The organism is uncultured Thalassolituus sp. (assembly GCF_950066645.1).
Taxonomy (GTDB): Bacteria; Pseudomonadota; Gammaproteobacteria; order Pseudomonadales; family Oceanobacteraceae; genus Thalassolituus.
Genome location: NZ_CATMFB010000004.1, coordinates 28,058 through 50,456, shown reverse-complemented (window position 1 = coordinate 50,456; position 22,399 = coordinate 28,058). Strand labels below are relative to the sequence as shown.

The 22,399-nt window shown below is 54.3% G+C and carries 17 protein-coding genes; 12 read left to right on the top strand and 5 right to left on the bottom strand.

What is annotated here, in order from left to right:
* Positions 1-62: 62 nt before the first annotated feature.
* From gltA to Q1L85_RS04790, 3 genes are all read left to right on the top strand, one after another.
* Positions 63-1,340 carry a citrate synthase gene (gene gltA / locus Q1L85_RS04800; protein WP_300427499.1) on the top strand — a complete coding sequence of 426 codons (1,278 nt, stop codon included), beginning with the start codon at positions 63-65 and terminating at the stop codon, positions 1,338-1,340.
* Complete coding sequence (locus tag Q1L85_RS04795) at positions 1,241-2,287, top strand: NAD(P)-dependent oxidoreductase (RefSeq protein ID WP_373914594.1); 1,047 nt, start codon at positions 1,241-1,243, stop codon at positions 2,285-2,287. The genes gltA and Q1L85_RS04795 overlap by 100 nt, the downstream gene beginning before the upstream one ends.
* A 62-nt stretch (positions 2,288-2,349) precedes the next feature.
* Positions 2,350-2,943 (top strand): hypothetical protein, encoded by a 594-nt coding sequence (locus tag Q1L85_RS04790; protein ID WP_300427497.1) that lies wholly within the window; start codon positions 2,350-2,352, stop codon positions 2,941-2,943.
* Here the strand turns inward: Q1L85_RS04790 and Q1L85_RS04785 are convergent.
* Complete coding sequence (locus Q1L85_RS04785; RefSeq protein WP_300427495.1) at positions 2,940-3,737, bottom strand: MOSC domain-containing protein; 798 nt, start codon at positions 3,735-3,737, stop codon at positions 2,940-2,942. The two genes, Q1L85_RS04790 and Q1L85_RS04785, sit on opposite strands and share 4 nt — an antisense overlap.
* Before the next feature lie 49 nt (positions 3,738-3,786).
* Complete coding sequence (locus Q1L85_RS04780) at positions 3,787-4,731, bottom strand: chemotaxis protein CheV (RefSeq protein WP_300432444.1); 945 nt, start codon at positions 4,729-4,731, stop codon at positions 3,787-3,789.
* A 101-nt stretch (positions 4,732-4,832) separates the two neighbouring features.
* Here Q1L85_RS04780 and Q1L85_RS04775 point away from each other — a divergent pair, with 101 nt between their 5' ends.
* Positions 4,833-6,077, top strand: coding sequence for an EAL and HDOD domain-containing protein (locus tag Q1L85_RS04775; protein WP_300427493.1), 1,245 nt, complete (start codon positions 4,833-4,835; stop codon positions 6,075-6,077).
* On the opposite strand, the gene Q1L85_RS04770 is transcribed toward Q1L85_RS04775, so the two are convergent.
* Positions 6,056-7,645, bottom strand: coding sequence for a glycerol-3-phosphate dehydrogenase/oxidase (locus Q1L85_RS04770; RefSeq protein WP_300427492.1), 1,590 nt, complete (start codon positions 7,643-7,645; stop codon positions 6,056-6,058). The genes Q1L85_RS04775 and Q1L85_RS04770 overlap by 22 nt on opposite strands.
* Before the next feature lie 167 nt (positions 7,646-7,812).
* Here Q1L85_RS04770 and Q1L85_RS04765 point away from each other — a divergent pair, with 167 nt between their 5' ends.
* Positions 7,813-8,865 (top strand): AraC family transcriptional regulator, encoded by a 1,053-nt coding sequence (locus tag Q1L85_RS04765; protein ID WP_300427490.1) that lies wholly within the window; start codon positions 7,813-7,815, stop codon positions 8,863-8,865.
* Here Q1L85_RS04765 and waaC read toward each other — a convergent pair.
* A complete protein-coding gene (waaC, locus tag Q1L85_RS04760) occupies positions 8,851-9,873 on the bottom strand; it encodes a lipopolysaccharide heptosyltransferase I (protein WP_300427489.1) in 1,023 nt (340 codons plus the stop codon). The genes Q1L85_RS04765 and waaC overlap by 15 nt on opposite strands.
* 85 nt (positions 9,874-9,958) lie before the next feature.
* Here waaC and Q1L85_RS04755 point away from each other — a divergent pair, with 85 nt between their 5' ends.
* The 6 genes from Q1L85_RS04755 to Q1L85_RS04730 all read left to right on the top strand — a co-directional run bounded on the left by Q1L85_RS04755 (position 9,959) and on the right by Q1L85_RS04730 (position 20,798).
* Entirely contained in the window at positions 9,959-10,918 is a 960-nt protein-coding gene (locus Q1L85_RS04755; protein WP_300427487.1) for a lysylphosphatidylglycerol synthase transmembrane domain-containing protein, read from the top strand.
* A 73-nt stretch (positions 10,919-10,991) separates the two neighbouring features.
* The gene (locus tag Q1L85_RS04750; protein WP_300427486.1) at positions 10,992-12,044 is read left to right on the top strand and encodes a glycosyltransferase family 2 protein; all 1,053 of its coding nucleotides are present in this window, start codon (positions 10,992-10,994) and stop codon (positions 12,042-12,044) included.
* Entirely contained in the window at positions 12,041-13,621 is a 1,581-nt protein-coding gene (locus Q1L85_RS04745; RefSeq protein ID WP_300427485.1) for a glycosyltransferase family 39 protein, read from the top strand. The genes Q1L85_RS04750 and Q1L85_RS04745 overlap by 4 nt, the downstream gene beginning before the upstream one ends.
* Positions 13,608-14,381 carry a phosphatase PAP2 family protein gene (locus Q1L85_RS04740; protein ID WP_300427483.1) on the top strand — a complete coding sequence of 258 codons (774 nt, stop codon included), beginning with the start codon at positions 13,608-13,610 and terminating at the stop codon, positions 14,379-14,381. Before Q1L85_RS04745 ends, Q1L85_RS04740 begins: the two co-directional genes overlap by 14 nt.
* A 131-nt stretch (positions 14,382-14,512) precedes the next feature.
* Positions 14,513-15,724, top strand: a complete 1,212-nt coding sequence (gene fabB / locus Q1L85_RS04735; RefSeq protein ID WP_300410931.1) for a beta-ketoacyl-ACP synthase I — start codon at positions 14,513-14,515, stop codon at positions 15,722-15,724.
* 172 nt (positions 15,725-15,896) lie between these two features.
* Positions 15,897-20,798, top strand: coding sequence for a biotin carboxylase N-terminal domain-containing protein (locus Q1L85_RS04730; RefSeq protein WP_300427154.1), 4,902 nt, complete (start codon positions 15,897-15,899; stop codon positions 20,796-20,798).
* 29 nt (positions 20,799-20,827) lie between these two features.
* Here Q1L85_RS04730 and Q1L85_RS04725 read toward each other — a convergent pair whose 3' ends face one another.
* Positions 20,828-21,376: a sigma-70 family RNA polymerase sigma factor gene (locus Q1L85_RS04725; RefSeq protein ID WP_300427153.1), complete on the bottom strand. Its 549-nt coding sequence runs from the start codon at positions 21,374-21,376 to the stop codon at positions 20,828-20,830.
* Between the two features lie 88 nt (positions 21,377-21,464).
* On the opposite strand from Q1L85_RS04725, the gene Q1L85_RS04720 reads away from it, so the two are divergent.
* Positions 21,465-22,361 carry an alpha/beta hydrolase gene (locus tag Q1L85_RS04720; RefSeq protein ID WP_300427152.1) on the top strand — a complete coding sequence of 299 codons (897 nt, stop codon included), beginning with the start codon at positions 21,465-21,467 and terminating at the stop codon, positions 22,359-22,361.
* The last annotated feature ends 38 nt before the right edge of the window (positions 22,362-22,399 follow it).

The following is a 22,399-nucleotide window of genomic DNA, read 5'->3' as shown; positions in this document are numbered from 1 at the left end:
GAAGTTGAAGCGCCTTAAATCGGGTGCTTTAGGGTATTAATCAGATAGCAGGAGGCCTATCCATGGCTGACAAAAAAGCAACACTGAAAGTTGATGGCATCGAAGAAACACTGGAACTTCCGGTATATGAAGGCACCGTAGGACCAGATGTCGTTGACGTTCGCAGTCTCACTGGCAAAGGCCTGTTTACTTACGACCCTGGCTTTGTTTCCACCGCTGCTACCGAGTCGAAAATCACTTATATCGATGGCGGCGCGGGTGTACTGCTGCACCGTGGCTACCCAATCGAACAGCTGGCTGAGAAGTCAGACTACCTGGAAACCTGCTACCTGCTGCTGCACGGCGAGCTGCCAGATGCAGAGCAGAAAGAAACGTTTGTCAGCACCATCAAGAACCACACTATGGTTCATGAGCAGCTGAGCCACTTCTTCAACGGCTTCCGCCGCGACGCACACCCTATGGCGGTAATGTGCGGTGTTGTTGGCGCTCTGTCTGCGTTCTACCACGATTCTCTGGATATCCATGACGAGCATTCCCGCATGGTATCTGCACATCGTCTGATCGCGAAGATGCCAACCCTCGCAGCAATGGTTTACAAGTACAGCATCGGCCAGCCGTTTATGTACCCGCGTAACGACCTGAGCTACGCAGAAAACTTCCTGCACATGATGTTCAACACACCATGTGAAGAGAAAAAGGTAAGCCCGGTACTGGCCAAAGCCATGGACCGCATCTTCCTGCTGCACGCTGACCACGAGCAGAATGCTTCGACTTCAACTGTTCGTCTGGCAGGTTCAACCGGCGCTAACCCATTCGCCTGTATCGCTTCCGGCATTGCTGCACTGTGGGGTCCTGCTCACGGTGGCGCTAACGAAGCCGTACTGAAAATGCTGAACGAAATCGGTGATGAGTCCAACATCGACACCTTCATTGCAAAAGCAAAAGACAAAGAAGATCCGTTCCGTCTGATGGGCTTCGGTCACCGCGTTTACAAAAACTTCGATCCACGCGCACGTGTGATGAAGCAGACCTGTGACGAAGTTCTGGCTGAGCTGGGCATGGAAGACGATCCGCTGCTGAAGATCGCTATGAAGCTTGAGAAGATCGCTACCGAAGACGAGTACTTCGTGAAGCGTGGCCTGTACCCGAACGTAGACTTCTACTCAGGCATCATTCTGAAAGCGATCGGTATTCCGACTGAAATGTTCACCGTTATCTTTGCTACCGGCCGTACTCCTGGCTGGATCGCGCACTGGAACGAAATGATCAGCTCCGATTACCGCATCGGTCGTCCACGTCAGCTTTACACTGGCTACGACAAGCGCGACTACCCAGGCTGAGACGCCGGGTAAACAGAAAAGCCGCTGACCTTCAGCGGCTTTTTTTTGCCTCACAAAAACAAGGGATCACCATGGCAAACATCGTATTCATCGGGCTGGGAAACATGGGAGCCCCGATGGCCGCACACCTCGCAACAGCCGGGCACTCTTTGACCGTACATAACCGTAGCCCGGAAAAAACACACCAGTGGCTGAGCGAAAACCCCGGCACAGAACTCCCTGCCGGGAGCCCTCTTCCTGAAGACACCGACGCTGTCATACTCTGCGTCAGCAAAGATTCTGATGTCAGAGAGTGGCTGATAGATAACGGTATAATTAAAAATCTGAAACCAGGTGCCGTAATTATCGATCACTCCACGACGTCTTCCTCCCTTGCCGAAGAAATGGCCAAAACTGCCCGGAAATATGAGTGCCATTTCTGTGACATTCCGGTGTCAGGCGGCCAGCAGGGTGCGCAAAGCGGACAATTAACACTCATGGCAGGCTGTGATGAGAAGGTCACCACCCGCGTTTCTGAGCTATGTAAGCCCTACACCCGTGCGTTTGAACGTATGGGGCCTCCTGGCGCCGGGCAGAAAACAAAGATGGTTAATCAGATTTGTGTTGCAGGACTTATACAATCCCTCGCTGAGGGAGTTAACTTTGCAGAGAAAAACGGCCTGGACACAACCAAAGTGATGGCACTCCTGAGTCAGGGCGCCGCCGGTAGCTGGCAGATGAGCAACCGACACAGCACCATGATTCAGGGGAAATACGACCATGGGTTTGCTGTATCCCTGATGCATAAAGACCTACAGATCTGCCTCAGACAGGCTGAAGAATCCGGCACTGAGATCCCGGTTGCCCGCCTCGTGGACGAATACTACGCCGAACTGGAGGCGAGTGGTCATGGTCAGAAAGACACTTCTGCCCTGCTGTTAAGGTTGCAATCAGACCTGGGGGCGTAATACCTGTGGCAGCCGGGCCGGCTTGTTCTATGCTGAAGGGAGCACAATAAAAGGTAACTCCTATGACCCAGCCCCAGAGACACTCACTGAGTGGTCACCTCAGCAGCAATGACCCGGCACGACAAGAGCAGCTTAACTGGAGTCAGATAAGCGAGACCCTGACCATGCTGGCACTGGCGGTTGCTCAGATAGACACCTCAATGAAAGACGGCAATGAGTCAGTCGATACGCTGACCAACAGTTTTACGCGTATCGCGGGTAGCACTTCCATGCTGCTCAACCACTTCGACCATGCTGGTGCTGACACCCCACAAGAGATCAAAGACGCCGCCGTACTGATCCATCAGGAGATCGGGAAAGCGGTCGTCGCCTTCCAGTTCTTTGATCGCCTGTCGCAGCGTATGGAGCATGTCGGTGAGAGCCTGGAATTTATGGGGCACCTGATCTCAGATCCGGGCACCCGCTATAAAGTGGATAGCTGGAAAGAACTTCAGGATAAAATCAAAGCCAACTACACGATGGAAGCCGAACGCATCATGTTTGAGCACATCCTGGCCGGCCAGTCGATTGCAGAAGCACTGCAGATCTATCACCATCACTTTACCAAAGGCGACAACGACAGCTTTGGTACCGATGACGATATCGAGCTTTTTTAAACAGGCTTCAACACTTCAAGCTGTTCGCCAACATCCAGTTGGCGACCACTGAACACCGCGTTCTGACCGAAAATTATCTTATCTGCAGGCCGGCATAACGTTGCCAGAGCGCGCGTCACTTCCGGCGTTCTTTCCAGGCTGTCCGGGTTCCGCGTCGGAATAACACAGCGCTCGCAGGGTTTTACGAAGCGGATTACTTCCTCACGGGAAGTCGTTACCCCTGCCCACCCTAGCTCTGCAAATGCATCAGACTCTCCCTGCACGACAATGTTCGGACGAAACCGGCGGACATCCACGTCCAGCCCCGATGCCTCGGACAGAGCACGGATACTGGCGTCATTGATCACCAGCAAGGGGAATCCGTCGGCATAGCCAACATGTACGTCCTCTTCGACGTAATCACGATCCGCTATCCGGTCATTATCTTCCGGCAGCTGCACCAGGCGGCAGGTAATACCCAGTACCGCATTCAGCCAGTCAGCCGCCGCATCGCCACAATCAATACCTTCCGGAGACGAACCCCAGACCTGGACCCGACGTCTCTCGCCCACTGCAGGTAATTCAACTTCGAAATCATCAGCTCCGCTGGCCTGAAGGCGCAGGCGTCCGGGCTCCAGTGCTGGCTGTATACGAGCCATTGCGGGTAGCTCTCTCTGGGTGACGAAACGACCATCCGGCGTAATAATCAGAAAGCGACGATCACCAACCGGGCCGTTGTGGTCAAAATGAAGCGCCTGCACTTCAACGCCGGCGCACGACTTAATCGGGTAAATAAAAAGGCGGGAAATAAGCATGAGGTATCCTCCGGGTTATCCGGATGATACCTGTGTCTGTCAGTGGTTGTCAGGCAGAAGGGCCATCGAGTTTTTCGCGGATGATTCGCTGAACTTCTTCAGCAAGGCTGTGCGGTTTGAATTTCGACAGGAAGCCATTACACCCCACCTTTTCCACCATTGCCTTGTTAAAGTTTCCGGACAATGACGTGTGCAGAACCACATGGATGTCTTTCAACTCAGGGTCGCGACGGATTTCAGTGGTTAACATATAACCGTCCATCTCAGGCATTTCTGCATCGGTAATCACCATGACGAGTTCCTCGTCAATGTTCATACCTTCCGCCTTCCAGTGCATCAGCAGTTGGTAGGCCTCCAGACCATTGTGAGCCTCAATCACTTCAAGACCCATCGGGTTAAGAACCTGCTTCATCTGACCGAGTGCAACGCTCGAATCATCAACAATAAGGATCTTTTTGCCTGCAACCCGATCAAGCAGAGGACGATCGAAAGCATCGTCTTCAAGCTGCATGTTGTATGGAGAAATTTCGGCGAGTACTTTCTCAACGTCGATGATTTCAACGATTCTGTCATCAATACGGGTAATAGCCGTAAGGTAGTGCTGGCGACCGGCACCGCCCGGAGGTGGGAGAATCTCACTCCAGTTCATGTTGACGATACGATCGACACCGCCAACCAGGAACGCCTGAACCGTCATGTTGTATTCCGTTACGATGATGTTGGCTTCCTCATCATCAACCCCCAGCTTACCCATCCGGATCGCCTGCCTCAGATCCACAACCGGAACCGAGTGACCACGCACATGACACACTCCTCTGACGGTCGGGTGACAATCAGGCAGCTTGGTCAGGTGCGGAAGACGCATCACTTCCTGGACCTTGAAAACATTGATCGCGAAATACTGCGAACCCCCGAGGTGAAACAGCAAAAGCTCCAGCCGGTTCTGACCCACCAGCTGGGTACGGGCATCCACTGTGCTCAGCACACCTGTCATAACTTACTCCGGAATAACCTTCTCAAGACAGTGTAGACAAGACCAGCAGAAACGCAGATGAAAATGCCGTCTACACTCATTGGTAGCAGAGAGAGATAAGAATGACAGCCAACTCCTTACCCTTACTCGCACGACAGCCCATCCTCGACAAATCGCTCAGGGTAACTGCCTACGAGCTATTGTGCCGCCCCGTGCCCTCTGAAAGCCTGCAATGGCAACAGCAGAGTGGCAACGAAGCGACCACGGAAGTGGTGATTGGTGCGCTGCATGAAGTGGGTATGGAGGCAGTCACCGGCGGCCTTCCTGCGTTCGTCAACTTCACCCAGGAATGGCTCACCCGGACGCCGCCCCTCCCTCCTAAACAGATGGTAATTGAACTGCTGGAACACATCCCTTTTTCCGACGAGCATGCCGCCGCAGTAAAGAAACTGAAAAGTAAGGGGTACCGGATCGCTGTCGACGACTTCATTGGCGACGCCACTCAGGCAAAGTGGCTGCCCTATGCTGACATTGTGAAAGTCGACTTATTGGGCTTGCCTGACGGCACAGACGCAGCAATGCTGATTGAGCGATTTAACCGCCCCGGCCTGATCTGGCTGGCAGAAAAAGTAGAGAGTTACGAAGACTTTAATGCTGCCAAAGCGGCGGGCTACACCCTCTTTCAGGGTTATTTTTACAGCAAGCCCCAGATTATCTACGGTAAGCGGACACCTGACTCACATATCGCGGTAATGCGCCTCCTCAAGGCACTCAATGACCAGGAGCAGGACATTGATGACATCATCCGTATCATCAGTGAAGACCCCCAGCTGAGCTTCCGTCTCATGCAGATGGCAAATTCTGCAGCCTTCAGTGGCGGACGTACCGTCACCAGTCTGATCCGTGCCACAATGCAACTCGGACTCGACAGAATCCGCAGTTGGGCCTCGTTACTTGCGCTCGGAAAATTATCCGACAAGCCGCAGGCTCTCAGGTATCAGGCACTGTTCAGAGGTCATCTGGCGCGCGAAATCAGCCTGCACTATCCGGCTCTGGAAGCCGACACGGCCTTTACTCTGGGGTTGTTTTCTCTGCTGGATGCCATGATGGACACGGATCTTTCGGATGTGTGCGCCCGGCTCTCTCTCAAAAAGGACCTGACATCAGCCCTGACTGAGCATCTGGGCGATTATGGCGTGATTCTGGCCACCGTTATCGCCTGCGACACCGGGCAACTCGATGCGATTCCCTGGCATGCCCTGCCTATTTCGGAAGCAGAGCTGGAGGCCTGCCAGGAGGCTGCTCTGAACATGACCGGCCAGAGCAGCAATCTTATTGACGAAGATCAGGCCGCCGGTAAAGCGTAGTAGCGGCTGTGGAGGCTTTGGTAGCGCTCCAGTTCAGACAGCCAGCGTTCCTCGTCCCAGCCAAGCTCTTTCTCTGCAAGTGCGTGCAACCTGGAAATATCTACCAACCCGCCGTTTGCACCCAGCAGGCCGACCCGGGTACGACGTAACAAAAGATCGTCCAGATGAACAATGGCTTCGTTGCGGGCACACCAGGCCAACTCTGCCCACAGAGTCCCTGTCCCTTCGATCACATCGGCGCCGTATGTCGTGTCGGTGCAGATCTGTTCTGCGACCGCCTCCCCATAATGACCACTCAGACGCTTCCACAACGCCGGATCAGGATGTGCTGACAGGCTGGATGAAGCGGCAAACACCGGGGCATCATCATTAAACAGAGTCCCATCAGCCAGCCACTCTTTAGCCGCATCAAGCACATCAAGAGCAATCAGGCGGAAGGTCGTCAGCTTCCCGCCGCTGACTGAGATCAGGCGCCCGTCCTTCCAGACCGTATGATCACGCTTCTCCCTCGATGAATCTGACGCCCCTGAAGACACCAGCGGACGAATCCCAGCCCAGGTCGAAATCACATCAGCATCGGACAGCCCAAGCCCCGGAAACTGAAATTCAGACAGTTCGTAGAGGTAATCCACTTCGTCGCGGGTGATGCCAATTTCTTCGTTGCCGGGCATCGGCGTATCGAGGTCTGTCGTGCCTATGACCGTCCTGCCGAGCCATGGATACACAAATATCGGACGCTGGTCACGAGGATGCAGCACCGTAAAAGAAACATCGACCGGTAAACGTTCCGCCGGGATCAGAATGTGACTCCCTCTGGCCGGACGAATGGTCTGCAGCTCGCTGGTCTGACCTTCTCTCAAGGTGTTTGCCCACACCCCGGTCGCATTAACAACCGCGCGGGCCTGCACGGTAAATTCCTCGCCGCTCTCCTGGTCTCTGAGCACTACAGACGCGCCTGACGCATCCTGCTGCATTGCACAGACAGCGGTATAGTTGAGTGCAACGGCGCCATCAGAGCAGGCTTCGTGCAGAACCCGCATCACAAGGCGACTGTCGTCGGTCACTGCATCGGCAAACTCTGTTACGCCACGAAGTCCTTCCTGGCGTAAAAAAGGAAAGCGCGAAAGTATCTTCTCAGCAGACCAGAAACGCCGGTACCGCTTCCCCGCCAGAAAGTCGTAAACCCGTAACAACATGCCGAACAGGAAAGGACCGGGAAAGCGGCCTTTGTAGTGCGGCATCATGTATGGCATCAGATCCACCAGCCCCGGGGCTTCGCGCATCAGTCGCTCGCGCTCGTGAACAGAGTGCATGGTGGTGCGGATATCTCCCTGAGCGATATATCTGAGGCCACCGTGTACCATTTTGGATGAGCGGCTGGAGGTCCCCCAGGAAAAGTCCTGGCGCTCCACAAGCAATACATTCAGGCCAGTACGTGCGGCTTCACGCGCCACGCCCGCGCCGGTAATGCCACCGCCAGCGATAACCAGATCCCAGGGCTCATTACGTCCTTTCACTGCAGCCAGCGCAGATTCACGGTCTGCGGGCCCCCAATGCCTCTCGCTCATATTGCTCTCTTATTAAAATGTGTCACTCTGCGCCTCATTGCATAACAAACTGTAACAGTCCATCACTTGCTGAGACCAGAAGGGTCATTCAGTATAGCGCCACAGGCAATGCTGGTACGACATAACAAACAGAATGCTCCAGCAGGGCCATACTTCCGGATGGCATTATGGATAATAACAATAACTATCTCCCTGGAAGTGTGTCGTCTGCCTTTGTTCGTCTGTTTCTCAGGACAGCTCAGGACTATGGCGTAACACCTTCAGATGCGTTGGATAACTGCGATATTGGTCGTGGTGTCCTCGATAATACAGTGCAGCGGATCAGTGCGAACGAATTTCAGCGTTTAATGCGCTGGCTGATCATTACAACAGACGACCCGCTGTTCGGTCTCAAGTCTGCCAGGCATCTTATGCCCGGTGCGTTTGGCATGGTCGGTTATCTGATCATGAGCTGCCGCACGGGTGGAGAAGCCCTGCGTCTCGTTCCCCGTTATGAATCCCTGATCGGCAACCTGGGGCATACCGAGCTGAATGAAGAAGGTAATACCTTCGCCATCAGCTGGGTCAGCACCTGCGATGACGATCTCGTCCGACCTCATCTGGTTGAAGAGTACATGGCGACCACAGTCGAGTATGCCCGCTGGGTAACCGGCCGCCCTGAAATTCATCCGATCAGGGTCTACCTGGACCACAAGAGTCCGGGAGACACCTACCTCACCGCGTACCGGGACATATTCAAGTGTGAAGTCACCTTCGATGCAGGAGCCAATAAGATGGAATTCAGCCCGGAACTTATGTCACTGCCTATGCACCAGCCAGACCCACTGCTACTGAAGACCCTTCAGGAGCAGGCAGACAGGATGACGCGGGATCTGCAGCAGTCCGACCCGATTGTTGTTCAGGTCCGCTCGACACTGCTGGCTATGATGGAAACCTCAATCCCGCGCAGGGAAAGAGTTGCCAGTCGTCTTGGCATGTCAGAACGCACCCTGCAGCGCCGCCTTCTGGAGGCCGAATCGTCGTACCAACAGATACTGGATGACCTCCGCCAGCAACTCGCTGAAGACTGGCTGTTAAGCCAGAACTGGTCTGTATCAGAGATTGCAGCGCGTCTTGGTTTCACCGAGCCGCGCTCATTTCAGCGCCGGTTTAAAACCTGGACGGGCTTCTCACCGGGTGAATTCCGCAAGCAGAGGCAGCGTCAGTCAGAGAGCGCCTGAGCGCGCGATCAGATTTTCAAGCACCCGGGATGGAGGAATATCCCGGTAGCACGGTGGCTGAACATCGCCATCGTCCGGCTTGATGCAGCGTTTAGACAGGCACGGCGCGCACTCGCGTTCACTGCTCATGACATCCACCTGAGGCCCGGACACCCCAGTCAGGGTAGCGTCGGTTGCGCCATAAATCGCCACAGCAGGTACGCCTAGCGAAGCAACTACATGAGACAGCCCTGTGTCGACACCGACGACACATTCCGCGTGGGCCAGCCAGGCGTTCAGCGCATTCAACCCCATCCGTGGCAAGACAATGACGTTATCGCAGGAGGATGCAATCCGCTCCGCCCGGGACTTTTCTTCGTCGTTGCCCCAGGGCAGAACCACGCGGTATCCCTGTTCGGTCACCAGTCCTGCGAGCTCTTTCCAGTAACTTTCGGGCCACAGCTTAGTCACCCAGGTTGTTCCATGCAGGAATAACCAGTATTTGCCTTCGATCTCCGGGCGCTGCCAACGTGAACGGTCAACGCCGTAATTCATACCCTCCGGCACCTGATACCCGAGTGCAGACGCAAACAGCGTCCTGACGCGCTCAATTGCGTGCGTGCCACGTGCCACCGGAATCCGGTTCTGATAAGCAAGCGCCGCCAGCCCTTCGCGAGCACTGTGGCAATCCAGCCCGGTACGTCTGCCCCGGGCCATACGGGTAATCACGGCGCTTTTCAGCAACCCCTGGGCATCCAGCACCAGGTCGTATTCTTCGGCACGCAGATCACTGTAGAACTGACGCATTTCCGCGCGTACCTCCGCGTTACGAAGATTGCGTCGCCAGCGGCGCCAGGCAACCGGTATAACTTTCGAAACCGCTGGGTGCCAGGAAGGAATGTCACGGAACCCTTCTTCAACGACCCAATGGAACTCAATTCCGGGCACCTGTTCCCAGGCGTCCTGAACCGCAGGCAAGGTATGAAACACATCACCCAGTGACGACGTTTTAATCAGTAATACTTTCACAAACAGCTCCCGTGACAGAGGGCGAACTTTACCGCACGACCGGGTTGGCTACCAGCCATTGCCTGTCCCGGGAGAAACACCCACAATGGCGGACCTTTCGAGACAGGTGGAGACCCGGGTGATCAGATCCTGGAAGTTCTGGATGGGCTGCGCATTGCTGGCGGGGCTGATCTGGTTGGTAGAAGCAAATTTTGGCTGGAACCGCATTGCCGCCAGTTGGGCAGTGATTCCGCCTCAGCAGCTGGCGGTTGCCATCGCACTGATGGCCGCAAGCTATCTTCTCCGGGCATTACGTTTTTACGATTTTTTCTATCAGTGGACACAGGGGCGCTTCGGCGCACTGCTGCGCATCACTGTGTTGCATAACTTTTTTAATAACCTGCTGCCCATGCGCAGTGGCGAGGCCGCATTTCCGATTCTGATGAAGCAGACGTATGCCATGCCGATATCGCACACAGGCCCGGCATTGCTCTGGCTCCGCCTGCTCGATCTGTACGCCCTGCTGGCCCTTGGGTTTATATTTCTCCAGGGCTCACTGCCCTATCCCACAGAGTTAAAGCTGGTACTGGCAGGCCTGGTCCTGTTATCGCCAATCACCGCGTTGCTGCTGCAGGAGCGACTCAGAACCTACCTCCGGGCAGGTGCTGGCTGGAAAGCCCGTGCCTACGGACTGATGACCGCACTTCCCGGCAGCCCGTCAACCTTCCTGCGCGCCATCTTCTGGACACTACTCAACTGGCTGATCAAGCTGGCTGTCTTCAGCTGGCTGCTATCGGGGTTTACTGGCCTGACTTTCGTACAGAGCTGGAGTGGAGCGACCACTGGTGAACTCAGCTCGGTTCTGCCAATTCACGGGATCGCCGGCGCAGGCACCTACGAGGCCGGTGTTGCCGCAGGCCTGCTGATGCATGGCGTCAGCGGCGCCGACCTGCTGGCTGCGTCAGTTAATCTGCATCTTTTCGTTCTGGGTTCTATGTTTTTACTGACCGGTGTTTTCGTGCTTGCAACACAGAGGGTCGAAAAACGGAACAACCGCCAGCCGTAACATTATTTTAAGCTCCGGGTGTTTTAGTTATCATTCGACTCCCCAAAACATAACGATAAGCGTGGTACATACTTTGACCGAGGCAAAATACGCCAAGCCATCCCTCTCAATCGTGATTCCAATGTTCAACGAGATTGAGAACGTAAAACCGATGGTGGCGCGGGTTCATGAAGCCCTTGCTGGCTATCAGGGCCCCTGGGAACTGCTGGTAGTAGACGACGGCAGTACCGATGGCACCCCTCAGGCTCTGCATCGCGAAGCTCAGGAATTCGGCCGACATGTCCGCGTCGTCGAACTGCGCCGCAACTTCGGTCAGACCGCGGCCATGCAGGCCGGTATTGATGAAGCCCGGGGCTATCTGATTGCGACACTCGACGGCGATCTTCAGAACGACCCGAATGATATTCCGCGCATGGTTGACCACCTCATCGAACACGACCTCGATCTTCTCACCGGTTGGCGCAAAAACCGCAAAGACGATCTGTTCCTGCGCAAAATCCCGTCCCGTATCGCGAACCGTCTGATCGGAAAAATCACCGGCGTACGGATCAATGATTACGGTTGCTCGCTGAAAATCTACAAGTCTTCCGTCATCAAGCAGGTAAGACTTTACGGAGAAATGCACCGCTTTATCCCGGCCTGGGTAGCAGCCGTTGTGCCGCCAAGCCGTATCGGCGAAATTGTGGTCAACCACAATGCCCGCACCGCAGGCGAAAGCAAGTACGGGATATCACGGACATTCCGTGTTGTGCTGGACCTGCTGTCTGTCTACTTCTTTATGCGCTACCGCGCCCGTCCGGGTCATTTCTTCGGCTCAATCGGTCTTGCTCTTGGTTCTGTCAGCTCGCTGCTGCTGGTATACCTCGCCTTCGTGAAATTCTTCATGGACGAAGACATCGGTGGCCGTCCGCTCTTCCTGATTGCCATTGTCTTCCTGATTGCATCACTGCAGTTCCTGACCACCGGTGTATTGTCTGAGCTGATCTCAAGAACCTACTTCGAGTCGTCACAGCGCCAGCAGTACGTCATCTACCACCCAGACGATGAGCTACCTGTCGGCGATGACGACTGGGCGACCCCTGAGGCTCCTGCTAACAATCCAACAGGGGATTCCCAAGGCGCATGAGAGCCCTGAATTCGCCGCTGTGGCTGTTTGCTGCAGTGGCCGCCCTGATCACCCTGAATCTGAACGGCTTTCTGTTATTTGACCACGATGAGGGCGCCTTCAGCGAAGCGACCCGCGGCATGTTCGAACGCGGCGACTTTATCACCACGTGGCTCAACGACCGTGTACGCTTTGATAAACCCATTCTGATTTACTGGCTACAGGCCGCCTCTGTCTGGGCGTTCGGCACCGAAATCTGGGCGTTCCGCCTGCCCTCAGCACTGGCCGGTATCTTATGGGTCTTTGCGATATACCGTTTCTCTCAGAAACAGATTGATCAGCAGACCGCTGTCGCCGCAGCCATGATGGCTGCCACCGCATTGGGCATCAATATGATCTCCCATGTCGCCACAGCCGATGCTTTACTCAATATGCTTCTGGCAACCACCCTGCTCCTGATGTACGTCTGGTCAAAAGCCCCAGGACACCTGCTGCTGTTTGCGATATACGCCCTGATGGGGCTGGGGACGCTGACCAAGGGCCCCGTCGCCTTTGTCATACCCTTCCTCGCCGGCGGTCTCTTTTTTCTCACCAACGGCCAGATACGCGACTTCCTGAAAGCCATCTTTTACGTCCCCGGCTGGATCGTATTCCTGGCCATTGCAGCGCCCTGGTACGTCATTGAATATCTGCGCCACGGCCAGGACTTCATCGATGGTTTTTTCCTGAAGCACAACGTCAACCGTTTCAATAACGCAATGGAAGGCCATGACGGTGGGTTCCTCTTCTACCCGCTTGTTCTGCCCTTCCTGCTCGCTCCGTTCGGAGGACTACTGATACGTGTACTCCCGACCATCCGGACCGCTCTCGCCGGAGGGGACCCGCTTAACCGTTTTCTCTGGATCTGGTTCCTGGTCGTTCTGGTGCTGTTCAGTCTCGCGTCCACCAAGCTGCCACACTACATTCTTTACGGCGTAACGCCCCTGGTTATCCTGATGGCGCGCTATCGCTACATGCTGACCAGTCGCTGGCTCGCTGCTGCCTTTCCGGTCATTCTCTTCGGGTTGCTCACTGCCTTCCCGCTTCTGATTCCGTATGTCGAAGCAACACTGACCAATCCGATTGAAATCGCGACGGCGCAGCGGGCTCACACCTATTTCGATGCGGCATTCACGATATCGGTCGCAATCGCAAGCCTTGTGGCTATCGGCATCATTTTCTGGCGTCGCATCAGCCCCTGGTTTGCTCTGGTCGTTACGGGTGTCATCCAGAGCCTGGTCGTATGGTTCCTGTTTGTGCCGACATACAGCGATACCCAGCAACTGCCTGTTTATGAAGCTGCCATGTTCGCCCGTACCCTGGACGAGCCTGTCATCACGCAGTCGGTCGATCTGCCGAGCTTCAATGTGTACCTCGACAAAGTGACAGAAAGGCGGGCCCTTGAAGCCGGTGAAGTTGGTTTTGCCCGCGAAGACCGGGTTGATAGTGTCGGCCAGTTTGACACCCTGTTCAAATCCGGCCCCATTATGATTATCCGCAAAACAGCTGACGAGCCAGCACAGGAAACTTCAGGAGAAGCGCTCAATGATAAGGACTGACACCCTGCTGATTATCAGCGCATTTCTGATGTTGGCCGGTGCAGCGGTCATTGCCGCCCAGGGAACGAATGAGGCTTTGTTTATCAGCCTGAATTCTGATCTCGCCACTCTGCTGCCAGATGCCTTCTGGAGCAATATGACCTTTGTGGCCGACACTCTGTTTGCCGTCGCTGTGATTGCCATTCTGGCCAGCCGCCAACCTCACCTTTTCAACACAGGTCTGGTGTTACTGATCACCGGCGCGGCCTTCGTCCACGGCTTTAAGTTTCTGCTGGAGGTTCCTCGCCCTCCCGCCGTCCTCGACGCCGAAATGGTGCGTATCATCGGGCCGGTGCTGAAAAACCACAGTTTTCCGTCTGGCCACTCGTTTACGGCACTGGCGACCGCGGGACTGATTATGCTTCACACCCGCAGCCTGTTCTGTGCCGTTCTCGTACTTGTTATCGGTCTGATTGCAGCCCTGAGCCGGGCGGCCGTGGGAGCTCACTGGCCCCTCGACATTTTGACCGGAGGTGCTGCGGGGCTCTTGTTTGCTCAGTTCGCCAAGGCGCTGTGCGCGCGTTACTGGTGGTTGCAGGGTGAAGGTCTGCAGCGCTTTTCCGCGGTTCTTATGACCATTACCTGCGTCGCACTCATTTTCCACGTCAGTCGCTATCCGGACACCCGTATTCTGTCAGCGTCGACCGGCGTTATCGCCACCCTCTTCCTGTGCGGTTACTGGTGGCGTCAGCTGGGTCGGTTGCGGAATCGTGCCAATTAAGCTCTGACGCGGCTCTGCGGCACTTTTTCGTTTTGCCCGGCGCGGATGTGCTTTATAGTGTTGTGTTTTTAGTATCGGGCGTGGCCTAACCGCCCAGTTTTTACTGTTTTTTAGAGATCTGAGTAGACAGAATGCGTCGAGTAGTAGTCACTGGTATTGGTATTGTCAGCTGTCTTGGAAACAACAGAGACGAAGTTCTGGCCTCACTTCAGGCTCAGAAGTCAGGAATCCGCTTTATTCCCGAGTATCAGGAACTCGGATTCCGCAGTCATGTTGCCGGGCGTCCGGATATCGATCTTGATGAACAGATCGACCGTAAGCTACGCCGCTTCATGGGAAATTCGGCCGCATACTCATACCTTGCCCTTAAGGAAGCCATTGCCGATTCGGGTCTCTCCGACGAAATGATCAGCAATCCCCGCACCGGGCTGATTGCCGGCTCTGGTGGTGCGTCTACCAGCGACATCGTCGAAGCAATAGACACCCTGCGAGAGAAAGGCATCCGCCGTGTCGGGCCGTACCGGGTCACACGCAGCATGGGCAGCACGGTATCAGCCAACCTCGCAACGCCCTTTTCCATCAAAGGCGTGAACTACTCCATCACCTCAGCCTGTGCGACCAGTGCTCACTGCATCGGGAACGCTATGGAGCTGATCCAGTGGGGCAAGCAGGACGTTATGTTTGCAGGTGGCGGTGAAGAAGAACATTGGTCACTGACCATGCAGTTTGATGCGATGGGCGCTCTGTCGACCAGCTATAACGATGCACCGGAAACGGCATCCCGCCCATACGACGCAAGTCGCGATGGCTTTGTGATCGCAGGCGGCGCTGGCATGCTGGTTCTGGAAGAATACGAACACGCTGTCGCCCGTGGGGCCACCATCTACGCTGAACTGATCGGCTATGGTGCGACGTCCGACGGCGCAGATATGGTTGCCCCCTCTGGTGAAGGAGCCGAGCGCTGCATGCGTGACGCCCTGAGCATGGCGGGCAACCCGACAATCGATTATCTGAACACCCACGGCACCAGTACGCCGGCGGGAGACATCTGTGAACTTAAGGCAGTTCAGCGGGCCTTCAATGGCGATATGCCTCCGCTGAGCTCCACCAAGTCTCTCACCGGCCACTCACTGGGTGCTGCGGGTGTTCAGGAAGCCGTCTACTGCCTTCTTATGCAGAAGCACGGCTTTATCACCGGAAGCGCGAACCTGAATGATCGCGATCCGGACGCGGCGGACATGCCGATTGTAACGACCAACCGCGATGCCGGACTGGAGACTGTCATGTCAAACAGCTTCGGCTTTGGTGGCACCAATGCCACCCTGATTTTCAGACGCGTATGATCGTGACATACTCGGACAACCGCTAAGCGCAAAGACCCAACTAATGGGCACGGCCCAGAATGATAAGAACTTAACCGGCCAGGCATCCGGAGAACCGTACCGGAACGATGATGAGATCAAGCTACACCGTACACAGATCTGACATCCGACCTGTACTGATGGAAAACAGCGCATGACACAAAAAAAACCAAAAATTCATACGGACTCTCTTTTTCAGGTCGCCGAGAAACTGTCTGCCGACTTTTCTCTGTTCCCCGAATACGAGGACAACGCCGTTGACCATAAGGTCAAAGGCCTGATTTCTCCTGAACAATGCAATGTCGAACTGGACCGGCTGCGCAAGCTCAACATTGATGAATACATCAAGCAGGTCGTTTCGCCCAGTGAAAGCAACCAGCGCACCGGCGCACGCGACATTGTTCAGTACCTTGTTATCCGCATTATTTCGGAAGTCGATGACGGCCCGCTTTATTGTGCCGAAGCCGATGTAGATTTTGGCGGCCACATCCGCCGTGTCGGTTTCATCTGCCAGAACCGCGAACATGCCAATGGCGCCTGGGGCCCGGCCCATCATAACCGTGCCGCCCAACAGGCCCGCAGTTATTCCAGTCGTTCCATGCCGATTGTGACCTTCATCGACACCCCCGGGGCCGATGCTGGTGAACTGGCGAACGCAAATAACCAGGCACACTCGATCAGCCACCTGATTACCGAGATGGCGAATAACGACGTCCCTACTCTCGGTATTATCTGGGGTGCGGGCTATTCGGGCGGTGCCATTCCGCTGGCAGCCACCAATATTCTGTTGTCCGTCCGGGATGGTATTTTTAATACCATCCAGCCGCAGGGTCTGGCCAGTATTGCCCGTAAATACAATCTGTCGTGGCAGGAATGCGCCAAGTATGTTGGCGTCTCCGGCTTTCAGCTGCGTGAGTCCGGCATCATAGATGGCATCATCGATTACGCACCGACGGATCCGGATGAAAAGCGCTCTAACCTGCTGCGTGCTATTACGACCGGTATTGAATCTATTGAAGAAAGTGCGAAGGAATTTACCCGCCACAACCCTGAGTTGATGGAGCACTATAAGAGCAGCATCGAGCGTTTCCTGAATCCTTCGGACAAACTCAGCACGCTCGAAAAACGCGCGAATTTTTTCCTGGCGCAGACGCCGACCGATCACAGCAATATTTTCGGTCTCTGCTACCGCTATACCCGCTACCTGACACTGCGTCGCCGGATTCACTCAACCACCGTCGAAAACTACGGTCGCCTGGCAGAAAAAGAAGTGCCGTCCGGGCAGTTGAGTAAACGCATCAAACGCGAGCAGAAGCGTAAATTCCAGAACTGGCTGCAGGCACCGGAAAAGATTGTCTACGACGATAACCTGCAGAAATCCTGGAAGACGTTCTGGAGCAAATATGAAGAGCGGGACGACAGCCGCAGTACTATTGCGCGTCTGTTTTTCGGTGAGCCAAAAAACAACTACCTGAAAGCAAAGCAGGACCTCTGCTTTAACCTGGGTCTGTACCTGTTTAATCGCTGGAAATCAGATTCTGCTGTTAACTTCCACGGCCTGCTCGCCTACCTCGAAGACTATCGTCAGAGTCGCTTCCTGCTGCGCTCAAATGACATTCTGGACGCGGTAGCCGTTGCTGAGTTCGTCGAAGACAACCCGCACCCACTGGCTACTTATATCCGCGATCAGCTTTCTCATGAGACCCGTCAGGAGTTGACTGCTCAGCGCAACAAAGAAGCGTCACGAGGGGCACTCAGTCAGTCACTGGCAACCGCTCTCAATACCATCATTAATGACGACCTTCTGCCAGAAGAAATCCGCACGTCACTCAAGCTCTCGACCCGTACCGAAGCGCTGTGTAACGACGGCAAAGCTCAGAATGCAGAAATCAACCGTCGCATTCTTGAAGAAGCGCTGGCGCCATACATTCAGTTCCGTCAGGAAAATATTCAGAACCCGGCACATCCGGACATCACCATTCTGGATGCCATTCTGCACGACGAGCTGCGTGATGAGTTTAATCAGGTCTGCCGCAATATGCTGGTATTCGGCAGCCTGTACGACAACATTATTCACAACCTGTCGAGCGTGGCATCAGAGGCCAATGAAACCCGTGCACTGGCCCGGGAGTCTGTGAAAAAACTGTTGGATAAATCTCTGGCAGACGCTACCGAAGGTGAAAGCTACACCATGAAAGACCTGGAGTCTTTCAACTACTGGCTGAGCTACTTTATCAAGAGCAGCCAGCGTGGTGACTTCCTGAAATCGGTGGAAGAGTGGAAAAAACTGGCCTTCCCTCGCCTGTCCGACACACTGTTCGTCGTCATCACATTTATCTTCGAAAAACTGCTGCCTGAATACTACAACGCAGAGCAGGAAGGTAAGAGTTACAACGGTCGCATTAACCCGGTATCCATCGGTCGTCGTAAGGACTTCTGGAACCGTCTCACCATGGCGTACCACGATCTTCTTATTCAGGAAGTTCTGGATGACAGCAAGCGTGAGAAAAAGACCTCAGCAAGCGCCATTATTGACCGCTTCTTCGGTGACTTCGAAGAGCTGAACAGCAATCTCATGTCTGCTGACCCGGTGTCCTTCCCCGGTTTCCGTAACTCAATTGAAGAAGCCCTGAATAAAGGCGTAACACCATGTGGTGTGATTACAGGTCTGGGCAATATCAATATCGGCGGTCGTACGCAGCGCGTCGGTGCTCTGGTATCTAACCTGGACTTCCAGGCGGGTGCCTTCGATATGGCCAGTGCCGAGAAGTTCTGCAAACTGATGGTTGAATGTGCCCGTCAGCACCTGCCTCTGGTGTGCTTCGTTTCTTCGGGTGGTATGCAAACTAAAGAAGGCGCCGCCGCTCTCTTTTCAATGGCGGTAGTCAACGACCGGATCACCCGCTTCGTGCGTGACAACGATCTGCCTCTGGTGGTATTCGGCTTCGGTGACTGCACTGGTGGCGCACAGGCGAGTTTCGTGACTCACCCGCTGGCACAGACCTACTATTTCTCGGGCACTAATATGCCGTTTGCTGGCCAGATTGTTGTGCCCAGCTATCTGCCGAGCACCTGTACACTGTCGAACTACCTCTCGGTATCGCCAAAATCTATGGATGGTCTGGTGGCGCATCCGTTCATCGATAATCTTGATGAACGCCTGCGTAATATCGACCCGGATATGCCGGTTGCCCGCTTCACCGTTGATGATGTACTGGCTCGTGTACTTGAAGGCTATGTCACCGCCGAGCGCATGGCTCCGGAAACCGGTGAAAATGCCAGCAAGCTGAAAAAGTACGGAAAAATCGACAACGTACTGATCCATGCCCGAGGCTGTACCGCGGTCAAACTCATCCGTAAGGCTCAGGAAAACGACATTAAAGTTACGCTGATTCAGTCCGACCCGGACATGGAATCCGTCGCTGTTGATATGCTGGGGCCTCAGGATCGTGTGATCTGCATCGGTGGTAACACTCCGGACGAAAGCTACCTGAACGCAAAATCGGTATTGCGCATTGCGCACCACGAAGGCGTCGACGCCCTCCACCCGGGCATTGGTTTCCTGTCTGAAAGCAGCCAGTTTGCCGCCCTGTGTGGTAACCATGATATTAACTTCGTAGGGCCACCGGTCTCCTCAATGGAAACCATGGGTAACAAGTCCAACGCGATCAATACCGCGATGCGTGTCGAGGTTCCTGTCGTACCGGGCTCTCACGGTATTCTTACCAGCTCTGCGAACGCAGCAAGCGTTGCCGATGAAATCGGCTACCCGGTACTGCTGAAGGCGGTACACGGTGGTGGTGGTAAAGGTATTCAGGTGGTTGAAAGTGCAGACCGCATTCACGCCCTGTTCCATCAGATCTCAACCGAAGCGAAAGCGGCATTCGGTAACGGCGATGTGTACCTAGAGAAGTACGTAACGTCACTGCGCCACATCGAAGTTCAGGTGCTGCGCGATTCGCACGGCAACACCCGGATTCTCGGCCTGCGTGATTGCTCTGTGCAGCGTAATAACCAGAAAATCTTCGAAGAGTCCGGCTCGACCATGCTCCCACGGGAACTGGAACAGAAAGCCTACGACTATGCAGAGAAACTGGCTGATGCTGTTAAATACGTCGGTGCCGGTACCGTCGAGTTTATTTTCGATCTCGACAACATGACCATTTATTTCATGGAAATGAACACCCGTCTGCAGGTTGAACACCCGGTGACCGAACTGGTGTCTGGTATTGATATTGTTTCCACGCAATTCCGCATCGCGGAAGGCGGTAATATCGAAGACATCTCACCGAAAGCGAACGGTTATGCGATTGAAGTTCGTATCAATGCCGAAAAAGCTGTGATGAAAGGTGATAACGTCGAGTTTGTACCTACGCCAGGTACAATTCGCGAGTGCAACCTGCCGAAGTACGATCATATCGAACTGATTTCAATGGCTGCCGCTGGCAAACAGGTATCTCCTTTCTATGACAGCATGATCGCTCAGGTTATCTGTTACGGAGAAGACCGTAACGACACTATCCAGAAACTGCGTACTTACCTTGAAGAGGTACGGATTACGGGTGTCTGCACCAATATCCCACTGCTGAAGCGTGTACTGGACGACAATGTCTTCGTCGACGGTGTTTACGATACGACTTATCTGCCTAAATTCCTTGATCGGATCAGTATCGAAGAGCTGATCTCTGATATTGAAACAGCGGCAGATATGAATGCAGACGCGGTCGATGCTGCACAGCTTAAAATTGAAGGGTCGGACGAGCTGAAAGTACTTTCACCATCCACCAGCATTTTCTACGGCTCGTCGTCTCCGAGCGAACCTCCGTTCGTAAAAGAGGGCGACATCATTGATATCGGTCAGACGCTCTGCCTGATGGAAGCCATGAAAATGTTTACTCCGCTCAGTCTTAAGCAGTTCAACCGTACTGGCACTGAACTTTATCCGGCAGGACAGAAGTTTAAAGTGACCCGTATCATGAACTCTGATGGTCAGCAGGTGAACCAGGGAGATCTCCTGTTCGTCGTTAAACCTGTGACCGCCACCGAAGCGGCATAACGTGATAATCCGGCCTGACTGTTCTGCAGTCAGGCCGGAGTATTATCTGCTTCAGAATCCAGCCCCAGAAGAATCGCCCGCACACTGATCCGCGCCCGATGCAGGCGACTTTTTACCGCCGCCACTGTCACTCCCAGACGCTCTGCAATTTCCTTATTCGAAAGCTGCTCATAATCTTTGAACAGGAGTACCTGCTTCAGGTCATCCGGCAGGCTATCAATCGCTGAAACAATCTCGAAAAGTAATTCAGGACTACTGGCTGAACCAAGCCATTCATCCACCCTCGCTTCATCCAATGGCTCATAACGCAATGCCACGCGCCCCAGACGCCGACACTCCCGACGCGTGCTGGTAAACAACCAGGAAGATAAAGCAGCGGCCACTCTCAGACTTTCCATGTAGCGGGCCATACTCAACAAGACTTCCTGAACGGCATCATCAACATCACCAATCATGCAATGCTTCATGGCATAGCGACGGATGTCCGGCTGCGCCTTAACCAGTAACTGCTCAAGGTGAGACCGGCTCCCCCGCTGTGCTTCCAGTATCAGATCATGATCTAAATGCTTAATGGTCACAGGATCTCCGAAAAAATTTTCACTGCTCTGAATCCTTTCTGAACTCTGCCACCTCTTATGTATGAAATCAAAATAATGCGGAGAAGATATGTTTCGATTCACTTCAATTATCACCCTGGTGCTTTGCACTCTGCTGGGCAGTGGCTGTGCCACCGGTTCACGCCAGACAACGCCATTGGCAGAAGCAGAAAAGCAGATCCCGGCAACCCAGACGGTGGTTTTTATCCACGGCATGTACATGACTCCGGGCGTCTGGTCAGACTGGCAGACGTGGTTCTCAGAGCGGGGATATATTACCTATGCTCCTCCCTGGCCACTTCACGAAGTATCCGTTGAAGAACAGAATAACCAGCACCCCAGCAAACAACTGGGTCAGTTAACCCTGAATGATATTCTGGAGAACTACCGCCAGTTCATTGCGACCCTGGATGAGCCACCGATTGTCATCGGACACTCGATGGGTGGCCTGATTGCCCAGAAGTTACTCGAAGAAGGTATTACTGCTGGTGCGGTTGCCGTGAATTCAGCCCCCCCGAAGGGCGTTCTGTCGTTTAAATTCAGCTTTATCAGGGCCAATCTGCCACACCTCAATCTCTTTCTGAGTTCTGACACACCTTCACAGCTGTCGCTGTCACAGTTTTCCTATGGATTCGCCAACGACATGAGCGCCGACGATCAGGCCTTCTTTTATGAGAACTATATTGTTCCGGAATCCCGCAAGGTAGGTCGTGCCCCTTTAGGCTCCTCAGGAAAGATAAACTACACCACGGCACGAGAGCCGCTATTAATCATTGCGGGTGGAAATGACCACATTATTCCCGCCAGTCTGAACAGGTCGAATTATAAAAAGTACCGGAAGTCACCTTCGATTACTGACTTCGTAGAATTCGAAGATAGAAATCACCTCACGGTACTACAGCCCGGCTGGCAGACGGTGGCGGAATATATTGACGGGTGGATTACGCAGAACAGAAGCAACCACTAAAAAAAACGCCCGGAAGAATCCGGGCGTTGCAACTGATC

Coding starts and splice junctions, on each gene's coding strand:
- gltA (WP_300427499.1), top strand. CDS start 63: ATGGCTGACAAAAAAGCAACACTGAAAGTTGATGGCATCGAAGAAACA.
- Q1L85_RS04790 (WP_300427497.1), top strand. CDS start 2,350: ATGACCCAGCCCCAGAGACACTCACTGAGTGGTCACCTCAGCAGCAAT.
- Q1L85_RS04785 (WP_300427495.1), bottom strand. CDS start 3,737: ATGCTTATTTCCCGCCTTTTTATTTACCCGATTAAGTCGTGCGCCGGC.
- Q1L85_RS04780 (WP_300432444.1), bottom strand. CDS start 4,731: ATGACAGGTGTGCTGAGCACAGTGGATGCCCGTACCCAGCTGGTGGGT.
- Q1L85_RS04775 (WP_300427493.1), top strand. CDS start 4,833: ATGACAGCCAACTCCTTACCCTTACTCGCACGACAGCCCATCCTCGAC.
- Q1L85_RS04770 (WP_300427492.1), bottom strand. CDS start 7,645: ATGAGCGAGAGGCATTGGGGGCCCGCAGACCGTGAATCTGCGCTGGCT.
- Q1L85_RS04765 (WP_300427490.1), top strand. CDS start 7,813: ATGGATAATAACAATAACTATCTCCCTGGAAGTGTGTCGTCTGCCTTT.
- Q1L85_RS04755 (WP_300427487.1), top strand. CDS start 9,959: ATGGCGGACCTTTCGAGACAGGTGGAGACCCGGGTGATCAGATCCTGG.
- Q1L85_RS04745 (WP_300427485.1), top strand. CDS start 12,041: ATGAGAGCCCTGAATTCGCCGCTGTGGCTGTTTGCTGCAGTGGCCGCC.
- Q1L85_RS04740 (WP_300427483.1), top strand. CDS start 13,608: ATGATAAGGACTGACACCCTGCTGATTATCAGCGCATTTCTGATGTTG.
- fabB (WP_300410931.1), top strand. CDS start 14,513: ATGCGTCGAGTAGTAGTCACTGGTATTGGTATTGTCAGCTGTCTTGGA.
- Q1L85_RS04730 (WP_300427154.1), top strand. CDS start 15,897: ATGACACAAAAAAAACCAAAAATTCATACGGACTCTCTTTTTCAGGTC.
- Q1L85_RS04720 (WP_300427152.1), top strand. CDS start 21,465: ATGTTTCGATTCACTTCAATTATCACCCTGGTGCTTTGCACTCTGCTG.